Annotated in this window: 20 protein-coding genes, 1 tRNA gene and 1 riboswitch; of the genes, 16 read left to right on the top strand and 5 right to left on the bottom strand. The window is 70.9% G+C overall.

The window, feature by feature from the left end:
- The first annotated feature begins 22 nt into the window (after positions 1 to 22).
- The 4 genes from R0145_RS14085 to R0145_RS14070 all read left to right on the top strand — a co-directional run bounded on the left by R0145_RS14085 (position 23) and on the right by R0145_RS14070 (position 4,618).
- Positions 23 to 817: an HNH endonuclease signature motif containing protein gene (locus R0145_RS14085; protein WP_317837496.1), complete on the top strand. Its 795-nt coding sequence runs from the start codon at positions 23 to 25 to the stop codon at positions 815 to 817.
- Between the two features lie 433 nt (positions 818 to 1,250).
- Positions 1,251 to 1,326 (top strand) — tRNA-Thr (locus R0145_RS14080).
- 378 nt (positions 1,327 to 1,704) lie between these two features.
- Entirely contained in the window at positions 1,705 to 2,538 is an 834-nt protein-coding gene (locus R0145_RS14075; RefSeq protein WP_317837495.1) for a polysaccharide deacetylase family protein, read from the top strand.
- A 145-nt stretch (positions 2,539 to 2,683) separates the two neighbouring features.
- Entirely contained in the window at positions 2,684 to 4,618 is a 1,935-nt protein-coding gene (locus R0145_RS14070) for a polysaccharide deacetylase family protein (RefSeq protein WP_317837494.1), read from the top strand.
- A 78-nt stretch (positions 4,619 to 4,696) separates the two neighbouring features.
- Here the strand turns inward: R0145_RS14070 and R0145_RS14065 are convergent, their stop codons facing one another.
- A complete protein-coding gene (locus R0145_RS14065) occupies positions 4,697 to 5,479 on the bottom strand; it encodes a transglycosylase family protein (RefSeq protein WP_317837493.1) in 783 nt (260 codons plus the stop codon).
- A 165-nt stretch (positions 5,480 to 5,644) separates the two neighbouring features.
- Entirely contained in the window at positions 5,645 to 6,115 is a 471-nt protein-coding gene (locus R0145_RS14060) for a GatB/YqeY domain-containing protein (protein WP_317837492.1), read from the bottom strand.
- A gap of 237 nt (positions 6,116 to 6,352) precedes the next feature.
- On the opposite strand from R0145_RS14060, the gene R0145_RS14055 reads away from it, so the two are divergent.
- Entirely contained in the window at positions 6,353 to 7,585 is a 1,233-nt protein-coding gene (locus tag R0145_RS14055; RefSeq protein WP_317837491.1) for an NAD-dependent epimerase/dehydratase family protein, read from the top strand.
- Positions 7,586 to 7,609: 24 nt separating this feature from the next.
- Complete coding sequence (locus R0145_RS14050; protein ID WP_317837490.1) at positions 7,610 to 8,761, top strand: glycosyltransferase; 1,152 nt, start codon at positions 7,610 to 7,612, stop codon at positions 8,759 to 8,761.
- Positions 8,762 to 8,803: 42 nt separating this feature from the next.
- Here R0145_RS14050 and R0145_RS14045 read toward each other — a convergent pair whose 3' ends face one another.
- Positions 8,804 to 9,322 carry a SixA phosphatase family protein gene (locus R0145_RS14045; RefSeq protein ID WP_317837489.1) on the bottom strand — a complete coding sequence of 173 codons (519 nt, stop codon included), beginning with the start codon at positions 9,320 to 9,322 and terminating at the stop codon, positions 8,804 to 8,806.
- 10 nt (positions 9,323 to 9,332) lie between these two features.
- Positions 9,333 to 10,376 (bottom strand): site-specific DNA-methyltransferase, encoded by a 1,044-nt coding sequence (locus R0145_RS14040; RefSeq protein ID WP_317837488.1) that lies wholly within the window; start codon positions 10,374 to 10,376, stop codon positions 9,333 to 9,335.
- A 15-nt stretch (positions 10,377 to 10,391) separates the two neighbouring features.
- Here R0145_RS14040 and R0145_RS14035 point away from each other — a divergent pair, with 15 nt between their 5' ends.
- From R0145_RS14035 to R0145_RS14020, 4 genes are all read left to right on the top strand, one after another.
- Complete coding sequence (locus tag R0145_RS14035; protein WP_317837487.1) at positions 10,392 to 11,513, top strand: hypothetical protein; 1,122 nt, start codon at positions 10,392 to 10,394, stop codon at positions 11,511 to 11,513.
- A 76-nt stretch (positions 11,514 to 11,589) separates the two neighbouring features.
- Positions 11,590 to 11,679, top strand: a riboswitch (Fluoride riboswitch).
- A 46-nt stretch (positions 11,680 to 11,725) separates the two neighbouring features.
- The gene (locus tag R0145_RS14030) at positions 11,726 to 12,268 is read left to right on the top strand and encodes a universal stress protein (protein ID WP_317837486.1); all 543 of its coding nucleotides are present in this window, start codon (positions 11,726 to 11,728) and stop codon (positions 12,266 to 12,268) included.
- On the top strand, positions 12,265 to 12,726 hold the full coding sequence (locus R0145_RS14025; RefSeq protein WP_317837484.1) for a CrcB family protein: 462 nt from the start codon (positions 12,265 to 12,267) through the stop codon (positions 12,724 to 12,726). The genes R0145_RS14030 and R0145_RS14025 overlap by 4 nt, the downstream gene beginning before the upstream one ends.
- Positions 12,723 to 13,109 (top strand): CrcB family protein, encoded by a 387-nt coding sequence (locus tag R0145_RS14020; RefSeq protein WP_317837483.1) that lies wholly within the window; start codon positions 12,723 to 12,725, stop codon positions 13,107 to 13,109. The genes R0145_RS14025 and R0145_RS14020 overlap by 4 nt, the downstream gene beginning before the upstream one ends.
- A gap of 69 nt (positions 13,110 to 13,178) precedes the next feature.
- On the opposite strand, the gene R0145_RS14015 is transcribed toward R0145_RS14020, so the two are convergent.
- A complete protein-coding gene (locus R0145_RS14015; RefSeq protein ID WP_411742053.1) occupies positions 13,179 to 13,742 on the bottom strand; it encodes an inorganic diphosphatase in 564 nt (187 codons plus the stop codon).
- An 82-nt stretch (positions 13,743 to 13,824) separates the two neighbouring features.
- On the opposite strand from R0145_RS14015, the gene dacB reads away from it, so the two are divergent.
- The 6 genes from dacB to folE all read left to right on the top strand — a co-directional run bounded on the left by dacB (position 13,825) and on the right by folE (position 20,871).
- Positions 13,825 to 15,231: a D-alanyl-D-alanine carboxypeptidase/D-alanyl-D-alanine-endopeptidase gene (dacB, locus tag R0145_RS14010; protein ID WP_317837482.1), complete on the top strand. Its 1,407-nt coding sequence runs from the start codon at positions 13,825 to 13,827 to the stop codon at positions 15,229 to 15,231.
- 44 nt (positions 15,232 to 15,275) lie between these two features.
- Positions 15,276 to 16,259 carry a zinc-dependent metalloprotease gene (locus R0145_RS14005; RefSeq protein WP_317837481.1) on the top strand — a complete coding sequence of 328 codons (984 nt, stop codon included), beginning with the start codon at positions 15,276 to 15,278 and terminating at the stop codon, positions 16,257 to 16,259.
- Positions 16,259 to 17,359 (top strand): tRNA lysidine(34) synthetase TilS, encoded by a 1,101-nt coding sequence (gene tilS / locus R0145_RS14000; RefSeq protein ID WP_317837480.1) that lies wholly within the window; start codon positions 16,259 to 16,261, stop codon positions 17,357 to 17,359. Before R0145_RS14005 ends, tilS begins: the two co-directional genes overlap by 1 nt.
- A gap of 11 nt (positions 17,360 to 17,370) precedes the next feature.
- Positions 17,371 to 17,922, top strand: a complete 552-nt coding sequence (gene hpt, locus R0145_RS13995; RefSeq protein WP_317837479.1) for a hypoxanthine phosphoribosyltransferase — start codon at positions 17,371 to 17,373, stop codon at positions 17,920 to 17,922.
- 104 nt (positions 17,923 to 18,026) lie between these two features.
- Positions 18,027 to 20,261: an ATP-dependent zinc metalloprotease FtsH gene (gene ftsH / locus R0145_RS13990; protein ID WP_411742124.1), complete on the top strand. Its 2,235-nt coding sequence runs from the start codon at positions 18,027 to 18,029 to the stop codon at positions 20,259 to 20,261.
- Positions 20,254 to 20,871: a GTP cyclohydrolase I FolE gene (folE, locus tag R0145_RS13985; protein ID WP_317837477.1), complete on the top strand. Its 618-nt coding sequence runs from the start codon at positions 20,254 to 20,256 to the stop codon at positions 20,869 to 20,871. The genes ftsH and folE overlap by 8 nt, the downstream gene beginning before the upstream one ends.
- Positions 20,872 to 20,873 lie beyond the last annotated feature (2 nt).

Here is a 20,873-nt window from a genome sequence, read left to right as displayed (position 1 = left end):
CCACCTGCCCGCGGCCAGCGTCGTGTGGATCGACGACCGGATCGGCGACACCCTGCCCGGCCTGTCATGGGCCCGGGCCCAACGCCTGCTGGAGGGCGAGATCGCCGCCGCCGACCCGGCCACGGCGGACCAGGAAGAGCAGACCCGCCACCGCCGCCGCCTCGACCTCTACCCCCGCCAAGGCACCGCGGCCGCCACCGACGTGGTCGGTGTCCTCGACACCGCCGACGCCGCCCAACTCGACCACACCCTCGCCACGATGGCCGCCGAGCTGGCCGCCGCCGGCGACACGACCGATTTGGACACCCGCCGGGCCCGCGCCCTGGGGCTGCTCGCCCGCGGCCAGCATCCCGCCCAGACCCCGATCGTGCACCTGTACGTCCACACCACCCCCGGGGCAGACCTGGCCCGGGTCGAGGGCCACGGCCCCCTCGCCCACACCGCCCTCGGCGAGCTGTTGGCCGGCTGCCGGGTCCGGTTGACCCGGGTGATCAACCACGCCGAGTCGGTCCCGGTCGATGCCTACGAGGTACCCGACCGGATCCGCGAACAACTGATCCTGGCCCAGCCCGTCGAGGTCGTTCCCTACGCCACCCTCACCGCCCGACACGCCGACATGGACCACACGATCCCCTGGACACACGGCGGACCCACCACACCAGACAACCTCGGCCCACTCGGCCGGACCGCCCACCGCGCCCGCACCCACGGCGGCTACCTGTTGACCCAACCCCAACCCGGCCACTGGCACTGGACCACCCCCCGCGGCCAACACTTCCTCATCACCAACCACGGCACCATCCGCCTCCGCACATGAACCGACCACCTCCACTGCCGTGCTATGCGCTCTGACGCGGATCATCAGCTGACTCGAGCGGAGACACCTCGGCTGTGGCTGTTGGCGACGGTCGAAAGCGACTACTGACGACCGGGACGTGGCTGTCCCGCCGTGTGGACGCTGACCCTGTGGTGCCGATGGGTGGTGCGACGGTGGCTGGCCGGTCGGCGGCCTCCCCGATCGCGGACGTTCCCACGCGGACGTTCCCAGGTGACGCACGGGCACCCACTCGCAGACGCTTGCCTGAGCCACCGCGTCCCATCCCGTGACGCCGTCCCATCCGGGCACTCCCGGATGAGCCAACGACCCCTCCGACGTGGGCATCCAACGTGACCAACGCCTGATTGGAGCTCTGCTGCAGGGATCGCTATAGTTGTCGCTTGTCCGCCTGGGGCTCCCCCGGGCGCGGTCAGCCACCTTAGCTCAGTAGGTAGAGCGACGCTCTCGTAAAGCGTAGGTCACCGGTTCGATTCCGGTAGGTGGCTCCACTAGGTCCCGTAGGATCGTCTTTGTACCACAGTGACCGGGTTGCGCGGTGGCCGAGTGAGCCGTCGAACCTGCCGGAATCGGCTCCCCGTCCCCGGCTGTGATCTTCGCCTTCCTCGGTGCCCGGTGCCCGGTCGAGCATGCTGCTCTACCCTGGGCGCCATCCGCGGTCGGCGTCCGTCATCGTGGACGGACCCGCGGTCATCAAGGGGACGTCGTCATGAGGCGTACGTATGGTCGGGTGGGTGCCCTGCTGGCGGCCGCTGTTCGCGGTGCCTCGATGAGCTTGTCGGTCGGTCCTGCGCTCGGCGCTCCCACCCCGACTGCAGCGCCGACGCCGTCGGCCACGCCGGTGACGGCCCCCGTCACCGGCAGCCTCGATGGCGCCGGCGGAGACCGCGGTGCCGTCCTCGGTGCCGATCACCGAGGCGCTGTCCCCCGGAGAGGAGGCGATCGCGGCCAAGGCTGCCGCCTCGGCTTCGGTCCTCGGCGCCGCGACGTCACCGGTGACCTGCGGCCTCGCCGATGACGGCTGCTCCCAGACCTTCGTCAACGCCTCGGTCTACTGGTCGCCGCCGACCGGTGCCCACTGGATGCGCGGCGTCATCGACTGCGCGAGGCTGAAGTGCATCGCCCTCACCTTCGACGACGGCCCCAGTCAGTACACCAGCCGGTTGGTCGACATCCTGGACGCCAACAATGTCAACGCGACCTTCTTCGCCGTCGGCCAGAACGTCGGCGGCTACCCGTCGACAGTCCGCCGCTCGTACGAGAACGGCAACGAGATCATGAACCACAGCTGGAGTCACCCCGATCTCACCGGGCTCAGCGCGTCGGGGGTCTCCTCCGAGCTGTCGCGCACGTCCGATGCGATCGGCTCGACCGTGGGCCGCCGCCCGACCCTGGTGCGCCCGCCGTACGGCTCGTACAACTCGACGGTCACCTCCGTCGCCGGGCAGCAGGGCATGGCGGTGATCCTGTGGAACAACGACACCCTGGACTGGTCCAACCGGAACACCGCGACGATCATCTCCCGGGCGACCAGCAGCGCGACCCCCGGCGGGATCATCCTCATGCACGACCTCTACCCGACGACCGTGGATGCGGTGCCCACGATCATCGGCAACCTCAAGGCGCGGGGCTACGCGCTGGTCTCGGTCTCCGACGTCATCGGTAACCTCCAGCCGGGACGGGTGTACAGCCGGCGTCCCTGAGTCCAGAGGTGGCCGTGCCCCGGGAACCGACACTCGGTTTCGTCACTTTCCGGACGGCGCTGATCCCGCTGTCCTACGCTGGTGTCGGTCGCTGGCTGTGGTGATCGTCACTGCCGCGACCACGTGCCACGAAGGGGGGATGGTGATGCAGTCTGCACGACGTCGGGCCGGCGCCTTCGTGGCAGCCGTGCTGCTGGGGGCATCGTTGGGTCTGGGGGGCGGCGTCGCCCTCGGCGCGCCCTCGGCATCGCCGAGCCCGACCCCGGTCGATTCCGCCACGGCCACGTCATCGGCCGGCGGGACGCCGGCATCCCAAACACCGGTCCAGACCCAGACCCCGCCGGTCGAGACCCAAGCACCTGCATCCCAGGCGCCGGCCCAGACTCAGGCCCCGGCGCCGCAGGCGGGGGACTCCGGGACCGTCGGTCCACAGCCCTCCACCGCAGCCGCGCAGCCGACGCCCAGCTCACCGCCGGCGCCGACCACCGCCCCGCCGACGTCCTCGGGCGCCGATGCGATCGCCGCCAAGGCCGCCAAGGATGCCGCCGTCGTAGGGAGCGCGGTGTCGGCAGTGCGGTGCGATCTGGTGCGTGGCGGCTGCCTGCAGACCTACCAGCACGCCACGATCTACTGGTCGCCGACGACCGATGCGCATTGGGTGCGGGGCGGGATCCTGGCGAAATGGGGTTCCCTGGCTTGGGAGGGCGGCTCTCTGGGGTATCCCCTGACCGATGAGATCTGTGGGCTGGGCCGCGGCGGCTGCCGCTCGGACTTCGAGAACGGGACGATCTTTTGGTCGCCGGCGACTGATGCGCATTGGGTGAAGGGTGAGATTCAGTCGGCTTGGGAGGGGACCGGTGGTGAGGATGGGTTCCTGGGTTATCCGACGGCGGATGAGTATTGCGGTCTGGTGCAGGGTGGCTGTGGTGGGCATTTTGAGGGTGGCCTGTATTACTGGTCGCCGGCGACGGGTGCGCATTGGGTGCGGGGGGCGATCGGTGCGGCGTGGGGTAGGGCTGATTGGGAGGGTGGTGCCCTGGGGTATCCGTTGACCGATGAGATCTGTGGGTTGGCTCGTGGTGGGTGTCGGCAGACCTACCAGAACGCGACGATGTTCTGGTCGCCGACGACTGATGCGCACTGGCTGAAGGGTGAGATCCAGACCAAGTGGGAGAGCACGAGCGGCGAGGGCGGGTTCCTGGGTTATCCGACGTCGGACGAGTATTGCGGTCTGGTGCAGGGTGGCTGCGGCGAGCACTTCGAGGGCGGCCTGATCTACTGGTCGCCGGCGACCGACGCGCACTGGATCCGAGGGGCGATCGGCGCCGAATGGGACCGGAACCGCTGGGAGGGGGGCCTGTACGGTTACCCGACGTCGGACGAGCTGTGCCGGACCGGCAGCGGCGGGGGCACCCTCTGCCGACAGACCTACCAGCACGGCGCCATCAAATGGCGTAACGACCTCGGCATCATCGACTGCGGCCGACTGAAGTGCATCGCCATGACCTTCGACGACGGTCCGAGCCAGTACACCAGCCAGCTGGTGGACATCCTGGACGCGAACAACGTCAATGCGACCTTCTTCGTGGTCGGTCAGAACGTCGTGAACTTCGCGGCGACCACCCAGCGGTCCTTCGCCAACGGCAACGAGATCATGAACCACAGCTGGGACCATCCGGACCTGGCCACCCTCGGCCCGGACGAGGTCGCCTCGGAGCTGTCCCGGACCTCGGATGCCGTCGAGTCGATCGTCGGAGTGCGGCCGGTCCTGATGCGGCCGCCGTACGGCTCCTACAACGAGACGGTGACCTCCACCGCCGGTCAGCAGGGCATGGCCGTCATCCTGTGGAACGTCGAGACCTCCGACTGGGAGTTCCAGGTTACCTCCAGCGTCATCCAGTACGCGACCACCCGGGCCCAGCCCGGCGGCCTGATCCTGATGCACGACCTCTACCCGACCACCGTGGACGCCGTGCCCAGCATCATCGCGAACCTCAAGGCCCAGGGGTACGCCCTGGTCACCGCCTCCGATGTTCTCGGCCCCACCCAGCCCGGGCAGGCGTACGCCAGCCGCCCCTAGACCGGCCCCGCGTACGGACGCCAGGAAGGTCCATCCCCCCACCGGAGCGGTGTGGGACGGACCTTCCTCGGACCTGGCTCAGCGCAGGCCGAGCTTCGCGGAGCAGGCGGGCCAGGCGCCCCAGCCCTGAGAAGCCTGCACACGCTGGGCGACCGCGATCTGCTGCTCCCGGCTGGCGTTGCTCGGCGAGCCGGTGCCGCCGTACGCCGCCCACGTCGAGGCCGTGAACTGGAGCCCACCCGAGAAGCCGTTGCCGGTGTTGATCGACCAGTTGCCGCTGGACTCGCACTGGGCGAGCTGGTCCCACACGGTGGAACCGGAGGCAGCGGCGGCGCTGGTCTTCGTGCTCGAACTGCTCTTCGTCGAGCTGGTCTTCGCCTTCGAGGCCGAGGACGTCGTGCCCGAGGTGGACTTCGCGGCGGTCCGGGTCGTCGACGCGGTCGACCGCTGGGTGGATCCGCTCTGGACGACCGACGTGGTGGCCGGGGTCAGGTACCGGCTGGCCACCCAACGCTTCTTGCCCTGGTAGCTGATCTGGGTCCAGTGCTCGGTCGTCACCCCGGTGAGGGTGACCCTGGTGCCCTTCGGCAGGGTGGTCAGGCGCTGAGTGTTGATCGAGGCGCCGGTGCGGACGTTCAGGTTCACCGTGGTGGACGCCGTGCGGACGGTCGTCCCGGTGGTGCTGCTCCCGGTCGTTCCCGACGCGGCGGTCGTCCTGGCGGTCGAGGATGTCGTGCTGACCTCGGCCGAGGACCGGGCGTGCGCCGGTGCGGCGTGGGCGCTGGCCGTCGGCGCGCCGAGGGCGAGCGCGGACAGCCCCACCAGGGCGCCGAGGGTGCGAGTCATCGTCTTGCTGGTCATGTTCCTCCCGGAGATCCGGATAGGGGTCGTACGAACGTTCCCGACCCTAAGCAAAGATCACGGAAAGATAAAGGCATGATCACGGGACGATAACGCTATGGACCGTTCTGTGAGGTACAGGAACCCCGGCAGACCGTGGATCCGCCGGGGTTCCTGTGAGATGCATCACTGTTTCGTCAAGCGGCTCTTGACCAGGCCCGCGACGGCGCCGCCGTCGAAGCGACCGGCGATCCTGGCGTTGACCGCCTTCATGATGGCGCCCATCTGCTTCATCGTCGGGGCGGTGCCGGTCTCCGCCGCGATCGCGGCGAACTCTGCGTCGATCAGCGCCTGGACCTCCTCGGCCGTCAGCGGCCGGGGCAGGTAGGCCTGCAGGATCTCTGCCTCGGCCGACTCCTTCTCCACCAGATCCTGACGGCCGCCCTGGGCGTACGTCTCGGCGGAATCGCGCCGCTGGCGCACCTCCTTGGCGATCAGCTGCTGCTCCTCGTCGGTGGTCAGCGCGTGGGCGGTGCCCTCCACCTCCGCGTTGGCGATCGCGGCCAGGGCCATCCGGATCGTGCCCAACCGCTGCTGGTCGTGCGCCTTCATGGCGACCTTCATGTCGGCGCGCAGCCGATCCTTGAGTTCTGCCATTGTCTGCATCCTTCTTTTCTTCGTCTTCTTCGTCGCGTCCGGTGTACCCCTCATCCTGTCACGGCCGGCGCCGGAGCCCGCCGGACCGCCACCTCGACGCCCCGGCGACACCGGGGATTCACCTGGTGTTCACCGGGCCGGCTGACTCCGTCGGATGGCCTGGATCCACCTGGGAGGTGGGTTATCGTGGGAACGAGGCGCCGGTGGATCAGTGGCCGGCGGACACATGGAGGCGTTGTGAAAGTACTGGTCCTCGGCGGCGACGGATTCTGTGGCTGGCCGACCGCGCTGCACCTGTCCGACAGAGGCGACGAGGTCGTCGTCGTCGACAACCTGTCCCGGCGCGCCATCGACCAGGAGTTGGGTGCCGAGTCGCTGACCCCGATCGCCACCGTGAGTGACCGCCTCACGGCCTGGCACGAGGTGACCGGCAAGGAGATCCGGTTCCGCAATGTCGATCTCGCCCAGGACTACGCGGGTCTGCTGGCCCTGCTGGAGTCCGAGCGCCCCGATGCCGTGGTGCACTTCGCCGAGCAGCGGTCCGCCCCGTACTCCATGAAGGACTCCGGGCACAAGCGCTACACCGTCGACAACAACGTCAACGCGACCCACAACCTGCTGGCCGCGATCGTCGAGTCCGGGCTGGACATCCACGTCGTCCACCTCGGCACCATGGGCGTCTACGGCTACGGGACCGCCGGGATGGAGATCCCCGAGGGGTACCTCGACATCCTCATCCCGCACCCGGACGGCGACCCCGTCGCCCAGGAGATCCTCTACCCGACCCACCCGGGTTCCGTCTACCACATGACCAAGACCCTCGACCAGTTGCTCTTCGCCTACTACGTGAAGAACGACCGGCTGCGGGTCACCGACCTGCACCAGGGCATCGTCTGGGGCACCAACACCCCGGAGACCAAGCGTGACGACCGGCTGGTCAACCGGTTCGACTACGACGGCGACTACGGCACCGTGCTGAACCGCTTCCTGATGCAGGCCGCCGTCGGGTACCCGCTGACCATCCACGGCACCGGCGGTCAGACCCGGGCCTTCATCCACATCGTCGACACCACCAAGTGTGTGGCGATGGCGCTCGACAATCCGCCGGTCCCCGGGGACCGGGTGAAGATCATCAACCAGCAGGCCGAGACCCTGCGGGTGCGCGACCTGGCGCACAAGGTCGCGGAGCTGACCGGTGCCGAGGTGGCGTACGTGCCGGATCCGCGCAAGGAGGACCAGGAGAACGACCTGCTGGTGTCCCACGCGACCTTCCTGTCGTACGGTTGGCAGCCGATCACGCTGGACACCGGACTGATGATGGAGGTCACCGAGATCGCCCGTCGCTACGGTGACCGCTGCGATCTGTCGAAGATCCCGGCCCGTTCGCTGTGGACCAAGGAACAGCGGGCCGGGGTGCCCGCGGGGTATGAGGACGTGCCGGAAGGAGCCCCGGCCACCGTTCGGGTCTGAGTCGGTCGCTCCTGTCACGCCATCGTGCGCATCGCTATCTTCACCGAGGTCTTCCTGCCCAAGATCGACGGGGTCGTCACCCGGCTGGTCCGGACCATCGAGCAGCTCCGGGCCCTCGACCAGGAGGTCGTGATCTTCTCCCCGGGCTCCGACCTGGAGGAGTTCTGCGGCTATCCGGTGGTGCGGGTGCGGTCGGCGCGGCTGCGTCCGTGGTACCCGGAGATCCACGTCGGTCTGCCGACCCCGCGGATCGCCCGGACACTGGAGGAGTTCACCCCCGACGTCGTGCACGCCGTCAATCCGGTGGCTCTGGCGGCGTACGGGGTGTTCTCCGGCAAGCGGCGCAACATCCCGCTGCTGGCGTCGTTCCATACTGACCTGCCGAAGTACACCGAGGCGATGGACCTGGGCTTCCTGCAGAGCTTCGCCAAGAGATACATCGGCGGGCTGCATAATCTGGCCGACATGAACCTCTGCACCTCCCCGCAGATGGTCGCGGCGGCCCGGGCGATCGGTATCCGCCGGGTCAGGCTGTGGCCGAAGGCCGTCGACACCGTCACGTACCACCCGGACAAGCGCAGCGCCGCGATGCGCGCCCGGCTCACCGACGGTCATCCGGACCAGCCGCTGGTGGTGTACGTCGGCCGGGTCGCCCCGGAGAAGAAGCTCGAGGTGCTGCGCCGCGCGATGGACCGGATGCCGGGCGTACGACTCGCCGTGGTGGGCTCCGGACCGGCCCGGGCGCAGCTGGAGAAGGATTTCGCCGGCACCCCGACGGTCTTCACCGGCTACCTGAGCGGTGACGACCTGGCGGCGGCGTACGCCTCGGCCGACGTGTTCGCGTTCCCGTCCACCACCGAGACCCTCGGTCTGGTCGCGCTGGAGTCGATGGCGAGCGGGGTGCCGGTGGTCGGGGCCCGGGCCGGCGGCATCCCGGACGTCATCGCCGACGGGGAGAACGGGTTCCTCTTCGCCCCGGGGGACGCCCAGGAGCTCGCCGACCAGGTGATGCTGCTGGTGAACGACCCCGAGCTGCGGCACCGGTTCGCGGTGGCGGGGCGGGCCGAGACCGAGAAGTGGGGCTGGCGGGCCGCCACCGAGCGACTGCTGGACTACTACCAGCACGCCCAGGAGGTGCACTGGCGGGCCTGGCGGAACCGCCAGTACACCGACTGACGTCCCGGCCCTCCCGGGCGTGGGCCGGGCGACCCGGAAGGCTCAGTCGACCCGGGAATGGGTCAGCCGGGCCCGGTCGAGGTCGTGCCAGCTGCCGTCGACCTCGAGCCGGACGATGGTGGCCGGCGGGAAGTGGTGGGCGATGGTCGCCCGGGCGTCGGGTGCGGCTCCGTTCGACTCGATCAGGTCCCACGCCAGCGCCGGGATGCCCGGCGCATGCCCGACGACGAGGAGCGTACGGACGCTCTCGTCGACCGTTCGCACCTCGTCGAGGATCCGGTCGGCCCCGGAGTTGTAGAGCTCCCAGAGGTGGCTGGTCGGCGCCTCGACCCCCAGTCCATCGAGGGTCTGGCGGGTCCGGACCGCCTCCGAGCAGAGGGCCAGATCGACCCGGTCGCCACGCTTGGCGAGCCAGCGGCCGACCGCATGCGCCTGCTTGCGGCCGAGCGGGGTCAACTCGCGCTTGTCGTCGGTCTCGCCGGCGCGCAGCACCTCGGCCTTGGCGTGTCGCAAGAGGTAGAGGACGTGCGTGGCCCTGGCGGCGGCGTGGCGCTTTTCCATGGCGGCCAGCCTAGTGGTCCGGGTCGGCCCCGTCGGGCTTGACGGCGACCAGCACGTCGCGCTGGATCGCCGCGTCGACGCGGTGTTCGAACCCGCGCCATGGCCCCTCGTCCTTCACCACCAGGCCGGCCTCGGTGACCATGGCGACGAGGTCGGCACGATCCAGGCCGTGGGTGTTCCAGGACAGTCCCAGGGCGCCACCGTCCTTGAGCTGGTGTGCCCAGACCCCGACCGCGCCCTTCAGCAGGCCGGCCGGTGACCGGTCGCGCTTGCCGGTGGTGCCGACGACATCGGACCGCGCGCCGTGCACCACGCCGTACGGGGCATCGGTCACCACCGCCTCGAACCGACGCTTGCCCCACAGCTTGGCCGAGGAACGGGTGTCGCCGGTGAACACGCCCATCGTCAGGTCACGGTCGGGCAGGTGCACGGTGGCCTCGAACTTCCGGCCCAGACTCTTGCCCTCGCGGCGCACCGGGACCAGCTCGGCCCGGTGCTTGAGGCGCTTGCGACGCAGGTAGGTCTTGAGGAAGGCGGCCAACTGCTCGACCGCCTTCTCCTCCACCTCGACGCCGGCGGCATTGAGCCCCGCCATCCAGGCGGTGGTGAGGGTGGTGCCACGCCCGCACAGCGGGTCCAGCACCGTCGCGTGCTCGTCCAGCGGACACTCCACCGCGGCCAGTGTGACGTTCAGCAACAGCCGGGTGAACTGCTCGTTGGTCTTGCCGGGGTACTTCGGGATGGTGACCAGGTCGTCCTCGAAGAGGTCGGGGTCGGCGACCTCGAGCGGGCGCAGCAGGCCGTCGGGACGCTCCTCGAACAGCGCCAGGAAGGTCGACTGCCGGGCGATCCGCCGCAGCGCCGCCGTACGCTCGGCCTCGGTGGCGTCCAGCGCGTCGGTCTCGAAGCCCAGGTAGCTGACGCCGGCCACTGTCCGCGGGGTCACCTCCCGGGCGCCGGGGGCGGACACCGCCAGCTCGGCCGCTGCCAGGGTCGTCGCGTGGGCGGCGTAGACACGGTTGGCACCTGGGTTGGCGAGCATGAGCAGACGCATGAGAAGAATGATCCCATGACACTGCTGACGCGCTGGGACGCCTGGTTGCGGCGGATCCCGACTCCGGTTTACCTCGCACTCCTGCTGGCGGCGCTGGTGGTGCACACCGGAGTCTGGGCGATGCCGAACTACGGTCTGACTGCCATGCAGGTGGCCGACCCCTTCGGGAACCCGTTCGGGCCCACCCATGAGGCGGACTATCTGCTGGGGACCTGGTTCGTCTGGTTCGTGACCTGGCTGATCGGGATCGCGGGGCCTCGCCGGACCGTCCTCTTCACCATCGGGCTGGCCGTCGTCTTCCTTGCTGCGGGCGTGGCCGTCATCCGGGCCCGGGTCTCGCCCGAGCACCGGCGGCTCGCCTGGCTGCTCTTCTTCGCCCTGCCCGCCGCCGGTGCCCCGCTGTACTGGGCCGGCGGTGACTCCATGACGCTGTTGCTGATGGTCCTCGCCCTCGCGATGGTGGACCGGCCGCTGCTGGCGGTCCTGCCCGGGATCGCCCTCGGCATGCAGCATTCTGAGCAGGGCCTCGTCGGGCTCCTCGGTGTGGGCGTGCTGGTCCTGCTGCGGTGGGTCCTCGGCCGGCATGACCGACGGCTGGGCTGGTTCGTGGTGTGGTGGGGAGCGGGGATCGTGCTCGGGAGGTTCGCCCTGAGAGGGATCTGGGCGGTCTGCGGAGTCGACCCCCAGAACAGCCGGTTCCAGGCGGCCGGCCACAGTCTGGTCAAGTTCGTCTTTCAGTTCCTGGGGCATCCGGGGGTGATCGTGTGGAGCGGCCTGGGCGTGGTGTGGCTCGTCGTGGCCCTGCTGTGGCAGGGCGCCTGGCGGACGTACACGCCGCTGGTGGTGGCCTGCCTGGTCGTGTTGGCGACCATCCCGGTGGTGGAGGATCAGACCAGGGTCTTCGCGATTGTGGCGTTCCCGGTGGTGATGTTGGGTCTGGTGACCGACGAACGGGCCCTGACGGATCTGCCGGGCTGGATCATCGGGGCGCTGGCCCTGGCCTGGCTGGCGGTGCCGTGGATCTGGGTCTGGCGGGGGATCGTCTTCGACGGCGTCTTTCCGCAGGGCGTCGCCTGGGCGATGCATCAACTGACCGGTCACGGCTACATTCCGCGGCCGTTCGGCCAGTTCCTCTAGCTGCCTGCTCCGGGATCGGTCCCGGCCTGGTCCGCCGGGTGGGTCGCTCGGGGCGGTCCGGTCCGGCGGAGTACGCTCATCGGTGGGCGATGGATCCCGCCCGGGCGTACGTCCTCTCCGGTCGAATAGCCCGAACCGCCGGTCGGCTGATGGTTCCTGTCTCGCCTCCACATGGAGCGGGCAGGTCTGTGCTGCCCGCGGGAAGGGCACCGATGCCGCGCGTCGTCCCACAACCCCACCCGTCCCGGCTCACCCCCTTCGCCGGTCACCCGATCGTCGTCGGTGTGGTGCCCGGGCAGCCGGACCTGGTGGCGCTCACCGCGATCGCCCTGGCCAGTGCGACCGGGGCGGTGCTCTGGTTCGCGTACGTCGACCCGGAGCGGGTAACGATCGAGGAGCACCACGACGGGAGGGTGACCCACACGCCGCTCGATCCCGACAGCGGCACCGACGAGTGGCGCCGGGTCGACCGGGAGCTGCGGTCCGGCCTGGCCGATCTGATGGCCGACGTGGGCAGCGTGCCCTGGGAGTTCCGCTATCTGGCTGGTCGTCCCGACCGGGCGCTGACCCATCTCGCCCGGGTGACCGACGCCGCGGCGATCATCGTCGGTGCCCGGACGCCGGGGATCCGGGGCCGGGTACGGGAGCTGGTGGACGGCTCGGTGGCCTTCCACCTCACCCACCACCAGCACCGGCCGGTGATCGTCGTCCCGCTGCGGGTCGTCGACTGGTCCGAGCCGGTGGTGTTGCCGTGAGCCGGCGCGAGACCCTGAGGGATCGCCCGTGGCCGGTCCCCGTGCGGGCACGGATGATCGGTCTGGTCGCCATCGGGGGGATGGCGGGCACCGGTGCGCGGCAGGCCCTCGGGCTGGCCGTCGGTCCCACCGGCGACTTCCCGCTGGCCATCTTCCTGATCAACCTGACCGGGGCGTTCGTGCTCGGCGCGCTGCTGGAGACCCTGCTGAGGTCGGGCCCCGACGAGGGCTGGCGCCGTGACCTGCGGCTGGCCATCGGCACCGGCTTCCTCGGTGGGTACACCACCTACAGCAGCTTGGCCGTCGGGGTCAGCCAGTTGCTCGTTCACGACCGGGTCCTGCTGGGACTCGGCTACGGGGTCTCCAGTGTCGTGCTGGGGGTGGCGGCCGCCGGCCTGGGGATCGTGGTGGGCGGACTGCTCTCCGGGCGGCGGGTGCGGGTGGGGGAGGCCCGATGAACGCCGTCGGGCTCTTCGTGGTCGTCTGCGTCGCCGGTGGCGCCGGGGCGGTGCTGCGGTTCGTCGTCGACGGCTGGGTGGGGGCGGCGGTGCCGATGCGCTTCCCTGTCGGCACCACGACGATCAACCTCACCGGGTCGTTCATCCTTGGCGTGGTCACCGGACTGGCCTCCGCCGACCTGCTGCCCGGGGCGTGGGGGTCCGTCCTCGGGGTCGGGCTGATGGGCGGCTACACCACCTTCAGCACGGCAAGTGTGGAGACCGTACGCCTCCTGCTGGCCGGTGACCTGCGGCCGGGCCTGGTGGCCGGCCTGGGGATGCTGATCGGGTGCGTCCTGGCGGCGCTGCTCGGCCTGTGGATCGGGTCCCTCGGCGCGGCGTGAGACGCCGATGGCCCCCACCGTCGCGGGACGGTGGGGGCCATCGCAGGTCGATGCCGGTGACGGGGAGTCTCAGTAGTGGTTCACTTGGAGCTGCTCGTAGTCGGTGCCCCTGGCCCGGTCCATCGAGGCGCGGATCTCCGCCTCGGCGTCGTCCCGGGAGGCCCAGGTCGCACCTTCGACCGACTTGCCGGGCTCGAGGTCCTTGTAGACCGTGAAGAAGTGCTCGATCTCCAGCAGCTGGAACTCCGGGATGTCCTCGAGGTCCTGCAGGTGGTCCCGGCGGTGGTCGGCGACCGGGACGCAGAGCACCTTGTCGTCGCCGCCGGCCTCGTCACGCATCCGGAACATGCCGATCGCCCGGCACTTGATCAGGCAGCCCGGGAAGGTCGGCTCCGGGACGAGCACCATGGCGTCGAGCGGATCGCCGTCCTGGCCCAGGGTGGTCTCGATGAAGCCGTAATCGGAGGGGTACTGGGTGGCGGTGAAGAGCGTCCGGTCGAGGACGATGCGGCCCGTGTGATGGTCCATCTCGTACTTGTTCTTGGTGCCTTTGGGGATCTCGATGGTCACGTAGAACTCCAACCCACTGGGCTGCGTCGCCGAACCACCGGACACGCGGTAATCGTCAGTCACCTTTGGCTCTCCCTATGATGTGTGCGGACCGGTCAGGGCGAGACTACCGAACCGGCCGCCGGGGTGTGAGGAGTGTGCTGCTATGCGTCGACCGGGCGGCCCGCATCCGCTGATCGTCGCCGGGGCTCTGGTGTGTGCCGTGGCGCTCGCCGGGGTGGCCACCGAAGCGGGTGCCGGGGCCTGGATCGAGCAGCGCACCGGCACCGCCCCGGCCGTCTCGGCGGTGACCGACGCCGATGCCCGGACCGCGCTCGAGGCGCCGCTGCCCGCCGACCACGCCGTCGCGTTGTCGGCCGTGTCGGGCGGCACGGTCCCGACCCCGGCTTCGTTGGCGTCCGCCCTCGCCGCCGTGCCGCTCGACGGACTGCAGGGCGGGATCGCCGGCACGGTGACCGATCCGGCCACCGGGACGGTGCTGTACGACAAGGGGGCCGGTCAACCGGTGATGCCCGCCTCGAGCATGAAACTGCTCACCGCCACCGCGGCCCTGGACCTGCTCGGCCCCGACCACGTCTTCACCACCCGCGCAGTGCTGGCCGGCCCGGGCACCGTCGTGCTCGTCGGCGGCGGGGACCCCTACCTCTCCTCGGGGTCGGTCGCCGCCGCCCACCCGGAACGGGCCAGCCTCGACGACCTCGCCGCGTCGACGGCGGCCGCCCTGACGTCCGCCGGCACCACCACCGTCGCGCTGCGCTGGGACGCGTCGCTGTTCGACGGCCCGGACCGGCACCCGGACTGGCCCGCCGGGTACGCCGACCAGGTCACTCCGGTGACCGCGCTGATGACCGACGAGGGCCGGACGTCCGGGGTGAGCCCGGGCCCGCGGACGACGACCCCGTCGGCCGACGCCGCGAAGGCGTTCGCCGGTGCGCTCACCGCCCGCGGGATCACCGTCACCGGCACCGCGGCACTGGGCGGGACCCTCCCGGCGGGCGCCGAGGAACTCGCGCGGGTGCAGTCGATGCCGCTGTCGACGATCGTCGAGGACCTGCTCACCTCCTCCGACAACGACGCGGCCGAGGCGATCGCCCACCAGGTGGGCCTGGCGGCTGGGGCCGGAGGCTCCTTCCAGGGCGGGGCGGCCGCGGTCGAGCAGGTGCTGCGGCAGCGGGGTCTCTGGGACGACGGCGCGGTGCTGCGGGACGGGTCCGGCCTGTCGCGGAACAACCGGGTCACCCCGCGGATGCTCGCCGGCACCCTCGCCCTCGGCAGCTCCGACACCCGGTTCCGGTCGCTGCTCACCGGACTGCCGGTGGCCGGGGCCACCGGGACGCTCGCCTCACGGTTCGCCCGCTCCGGCAGCGAGGCCGGCCGGGGTGAGGTCCGCGCCAAGACCGGCACACTGAGCGGGACCAGCGCCCTGGCCGGCTACGCCGTCACCGCATCCGGCGGCGTGGTGACGTACGCGTTCGTGGTCAACGACGCCTCCAACGACGACTCGGCCCGGGCCTGGCTGGACCGGGCGTCCGCGGCGGTGGCGGGCAGCTGAGGGCCCGTCGGGGCGGCCGGTCCCGGGCGGGCTAGCCTCGGTCCATGAGCTCCCTTCCGCGCGTCGACTGGGCCACCGCCGCCGCCACCGCCGCCCGGCTCACCCCGGCGGGGCCCGTCCCCGCGCCGGCGGAGGCCGCGGCGGTGGTGGCGGACCTGCGGGACGCCTCGGTGCGGGCCCAGGCGTACGTCCGTGACCTCACCCGGCTCGCCCCCCCCGGGGAGCGGCGGACGTACGTCGTCGACCGGGCGTCGTGGATCCGGGCCAACCTGGCCAGTTTCGCCGAGGTGTTCACCGAGGATCCCGATCCGTCCCCGGGGCTCGTCCGGCCGCTGGCGGTGGGGGTGACGCGGGTCCGGGAGGCCTCGACCGGGGTGGTCGCCGGGGTGGTGCTGTCCGCGCTGTCCCCGCGGGTGCTGGGGCAGTTCGACGTGTTTCATGGCGTGGGCATGGGCGTGGATGCCGGGCGCGCCGACCCCGCCGCGGGGCACGGCCGGCTGCTGCTGGTCGCCCCGAACATCCACGGCCTGACCCACCGCCTCGGCCTGGCCGGGCCGGACTTCCGGCTGTGGGTCTGCCTGCATGAGGAGACCCACCGGGTGCAGTACGGTCAGGCGCCCTGGCTGGCCCTCCGCCTGGCCGAGCTGGTCCGGACGGCGATGGCCGCCGGACCGGCCGAGGCCGACGAGGCGACCGATGCGATCACCGCCCTGATGAGCGTGGTCGAGGGCCACGCCGATGTGGTGATGGACGAGGTCGGCCCACAGGTGATCCCGACGCTGCGCACCATCCGGGCGCGGTTCGACAACCGCCGGGAGGGCCGGCCGGGCCTGGCGCGGATCCTCGGGCGGCTGCTGGGGATGGAGAAGAAGCTGGCCCAGTACCGTGAGGGTGCGGTCTTCTGCCGGGCGGTGCAACGCTCCGTCGGGGTCGAGGGGTTCAACCGGGTGTTCGAGTCCGCGGAGCTGCTGCCGACCTTGGTCGAGGTGCGCGATCCGGACCGGTGGGTGCGGCGGGTGGGATTGTGATGGCCCGGCGCGTCCTCGGGGTGGCGACCCTCACCGTGGCCCGGGCGGTCCTGGACGCCTGGCAGGACCCGGCCCACGACCGGTCCGGCGGCTGGCTGGTCGGCTGCTCGGGCGGGGCGGACTCGCTGGCCCTGGCGGTCGGGGCGTACGAGGCCTGTCGTCGTGCCGACGCGCTGGACCGGCTCGGCGCGGTGATCGTCGACCACGGTCTCCAGGCGGGGTCGGCGGCGGTGGCCGCGACGGTTCGCGACCAGTTGGTCGGCCTCGGCTATCGGGCGGGGTCGGTCCAGGTGCGCCGGGTGACTGTCGACCCGGTCCGGATCCGCACCGACGGGCTGGAGGCCGCCGCCCGCAGCGCCCGCTACGCCGCGTTCGAGGACGCCCTGGCCGCGGCCGGGGGAGTGGGCCGGACGACGGACCCGGCCCGCCCCGAGGTGCTGCTCGCCCACACTCGCGACGACCAGGCCGAGACCGTGCTGCTGGGCCTGGTCCGCGGCTCGGGGGTCCGCTCGCTGGCCGGGATCGCCCCGCGGCGGGGGACGTACGTCCGCCCGCTGCTCGGCCTGACCCGGGCGACGCTGCGCGAGTGCTGCCGGGAGAACGGCCTCAGCTGGTGGGAGGACCCGCACAACGCCGACGACCGGTACGCCCGGGTACGGATCCGCAACCGGGTGCTGCCGGCGCTGGAGGACGAGTTCGGCGGCACCGGCAGCGTGGCGGCGGCGCTCGCCCGCACCGCGACGCTGGCCCGGGTGGACGCCGACTTCCTCGACGCGCTGGCCGAGGCGGCCGAGGAGGACGTGTTGGTGTCGCCCGACCGCGCCGAGGCCGCCGAGGCCGGCCCGCGGCGGTGCACCGGGGACCTCGACTGCGCCGAGCTCGCCTTCCTTCCCGAGGCACTGCGCACCCGGGTGGTGCGCCGCTGGCTGGTCCGGTGCGGGGCTCGGGAGCCCGGTGCGGTGCACGTCGCGGCGGTCTGCCGGCTGGTGACACACTGGCGGGGACAGCTGGGTGTCGACCTGCCCGGGCTGCGGGTGGTCCGTCGCGCGGGCCGGCTGCGCTGCGTCCCCCCGGGTGACGTCCCGGTGCCGGGTGTGTGAAGCTGGGACACGTGGATGCTGACGCGATCGCAGGTGACCTGATCACCGTTCTCTACACCCCTGAGCAGATCCAGGGCCGGGTGGTGGAACTGGCCCGGGAGATCGACCGTGACTACGGCGGCAAGAACGTTCTGCTGGTCGGCGTGCTCAACGGGGCGGTGATGGTGATGGCTGACCTGTGCCGCGCCATGCAGAGCCACTGCGAGATGGACTGGATGGCGGTGTCGTCGTACGGCTCGGGCACCAAGTCCTCCGGCGTCGTACGGTTCCTCAAGGACCTGTCCGCCGACATCCACGACCGGCACGTCCTGGTCGTCGAGGACATCATCGACACCGGGCTGACCCTGAGCTGGCTGCTGTCCAACCTGGCCTCCCGCCGTCCGGCGAGCCTGGAGGTGGCGGCGATGTTCCGCAAACCGGACGCGATGCAGACCGACATCGACTGCAAGTACGTCGGTTTCGACATCCCCGGGGAGTTCGTCGTCGGGTACGGCCTCGACTTCAACGGCAAGTACCGCAACTACGACGGGCTGGCCGTCCTCGATCCGCGCGTCTACGCCTGAGCCGCCCGGGCGGAGCGGTGTCCGCCGTCGCGACGGGCGGCCCCGTCGCCCGGAAGCTGTGGGATGTTGGGCGTGCAGGGTAGAGTCAACATGCTCGTCCAAGCCTGAGGCAGGAAACAACTGTGCAGCGAATCTTCCGGGGTCCACTGATCTGGGTCATCATCGTGCTCGTCGCGCTGGTACTGATGAGCCAGTTCGCGGGACAGTCGACCGGCTACCAACAGGTGCCGACGTCCAAGGTCGTCCAGGTCCTGGACGGCAACGACAAGATCGACACGGTCGAGATGCAGACCGGTGAGCAACGCGTGCTGATCACCATGGCCGATTCCAAGCAGACCAAGTACAGCGCGTACTGGGCCGGCAACCAGGACGACGAGATGATCACCCGGCTCAACGAGCGGGTGACCCAGGGCACCCTGACGTCGTGGAACGCCACCAGCCCCAAACCCAGCTTCTGGTCCGGGCTGTTGAGCACGCTGATCCCGTTCCTGCTGCTCGGCGGTCTGTTCTTCTTCATGCTCAACGCCATGCAGGGCGGCGGGTCCCAGGTGATGAAGTTCGGCAAGTCCCGGGCGAAGGTCGCCAACAAGGACACCCCGAAGACCACCTTCGCCGACGTCGCCGGCTGCGAGGAGGCGATCGAGGAGCTGCAGGAGATCAAGGAGTTCCTCGCCGAGCCGGCCAAGTTCCAGCGGGTCGGGGCGAAGATCCCCAAGGGTGTGCTGCTCTACGGTCCGCCCGGCACCGGCAAGACGCTGCTGGCCCGCGCGGTGGCCGGTGAGGCCGGGGTGCCGTTCTTCTCGATCTCCGGCTCGGACTTCGTCGAGATGTTCGTCGGTGTCGGCGCCTCGCGGGTCCGGGACCTGTTCGAACAGGCCAAGGAGAACCGTCCGGCGATCATCTTCATCGACGAGATCGACGCCGTCGGCCGGCACCGCGGGGCCGGCATGGGCGGTGGTCACGACGAGCGGGAACAGACCCTCAACCAGCTGCTGGTCGAGATGGACGGCTTCGACGTGCACGGCGAGGTGATCCTGATCGCCGCCACCAACCGCCCCGACGTCCTCGACCCGGCGCTGCTGCGCCCCGGCCGGTTCGACCGGCAGATCCCGGTGGAGGCCCCGGACATGAAGGGCCGGGAGAAGATCCTCCAGGTGCATGCCGCCGGCAAGCCGATGGCGCCCGACGTCAACCTCGCGACGGTTGCGCAGCGTACGCCCGGCTTCACCGGCGCGGACCTGGCCAACGTGCTGAACGAGGCCGCCCTGCTGACCGCCCGCAACAACGCCCCGATGGTCACCAACGCCGCGCTCGACGAGGCGATCGACCGGGTGATCGCCGGCCCGCAGAAGCGGACCCGGCTGATGAACGAGCACGAGCGGCTCGTCACCGCCTACCACGAGGGCGGCCACGCCCTGGTCGCCGCGGCGATGCCCGGCACCGACCCGGTGCAGAAGGTGACGATCCTGCCGCGCGGCCGTGCCCTCGGCTACACGATGGTGATGCCGGACGCCGACAAGTACTCCCAGACCCGCGGTCAGCTGCTCGACCAGCTCGCCTACATGCTCGGTGGGCGGGCCGCCGAGGAACTGGTCTTCCACGACCCGTCGACGGGCGCCTCGAACGACATCGACAAGGCCACCAAGACGGCCCGCGCGATGGTCACCGAGTACGGCATGTCCGAGCGGATCGGCGCGGTCAAGCTCGGCACCGGGGATGCCGAACCGTTCCTCGGCCGTGACTTCGGGTCCCAGCGCGACTACTCCGAGCATGTCGCCGGCATCGTCGACGACGAGGTGGCCACGCTGGTCAGCTCCGCCCACCAGGAGGCCTTCGACTGCCTCGAGGAGAACCGGGCGGTGCTCGACGAGCTGGTCCGCCAGTTGTTCGAGAAGGAGACCCTCGGCCGCGAGGAGGTGGAGAAGATCTTCGAGCCGCTGAAGCGTCACCCCGAGCGGGGCGCCTGGACCGGGTCGGACACCCGCCGCCCCTCGACGATCCCGCCGATCACCCCGCCGCAGAAGCCGCTTCCCCCGGCCCCGACCCCCGCCCCGCTGCCGGTCGGCGGCGGCGCACCGGTCCCGGTGACGACGGCACCGGTCGACCCGAGCTGGCCGGCACCCCAGCCGCCCACCGGCTGGGTCTCGCCGCCGCAGCAACCCCCGGTCGGCCCCTGGCAGCCCCCGGCACCCGGCGCCCAGCCCGGACCGTGGAGCGGCTCGCCGACCCCGTGGCACGGCACCGACGGTGGTCACGAGGGGTCGGGACAGGGTCACGAGGGGTCAGGACAGCAGCGCCCGACCGGTCCGGACGAGCCGCGGGACGGCTCGCGTGGCTGACCGCGACAGCACCGCCAACCCGGAGGACTGGGGCAGCGCCCACCGAGACTTCGACCACGAACGGATCGTCGCCGCCGTCCGGGAGATCCTGATCGGCATCGGCGAGGACCCCGACCGCGAGGGTCTGCTCGACACCCCGGAGCGGGTGGCCCGGATGTACGGCGAGGTGTTCGCCGGGATGCGCGGGTCGGGGGCCGACGTGCTGTCGACGACGTTCGACATCAACCACGGTGAACTCGTCCTGGTGAAGGACATCGAGGTCTGGTCGATGTGCGAGCACCACCTGGTGCCGTTCACCGGTGTCGCCCACGTCGGCTACATCCCCGGGTCGGACGGCCAGGTCACCGGGCTGTCCAAACTCGCTCGGCTGGTCGACGTGTACGCCCGCCGTCCGCAGATCCAGGAGCGGCTGACCACCCAGGTCGCCGAGGCGCTGGTCAAGCACCTGCATCCGCGTGGCGTCATCGTGGTCATCGACTGCGAGCACCTGTGCATGACGATGCGCGGGGTGCACAAGCCCGGCGCCCGTACGGTGACCTCCGCCGTCCGCGGGATCCTCCGCAACCCGGCGACCCGTGCCGAGGCCATGGGCCTCATCATGGGCCGCTGAGC

Origin of the sequence: Raineyella sp. W15-4, assembly GCF_033170155.1 — a bacterium.
Taxonomy (GTDB): domain Bacteria; phylum Actinomycetota; class Actinomycetes; order Propionibacteriales; family Propionibacteriaceae; genus Raineyella.
The sequence above is the reverse complement of the archived record's forward strand: the minus strand, read 5'-3'. Positions and strand labels throughout refer to the sequence as shown.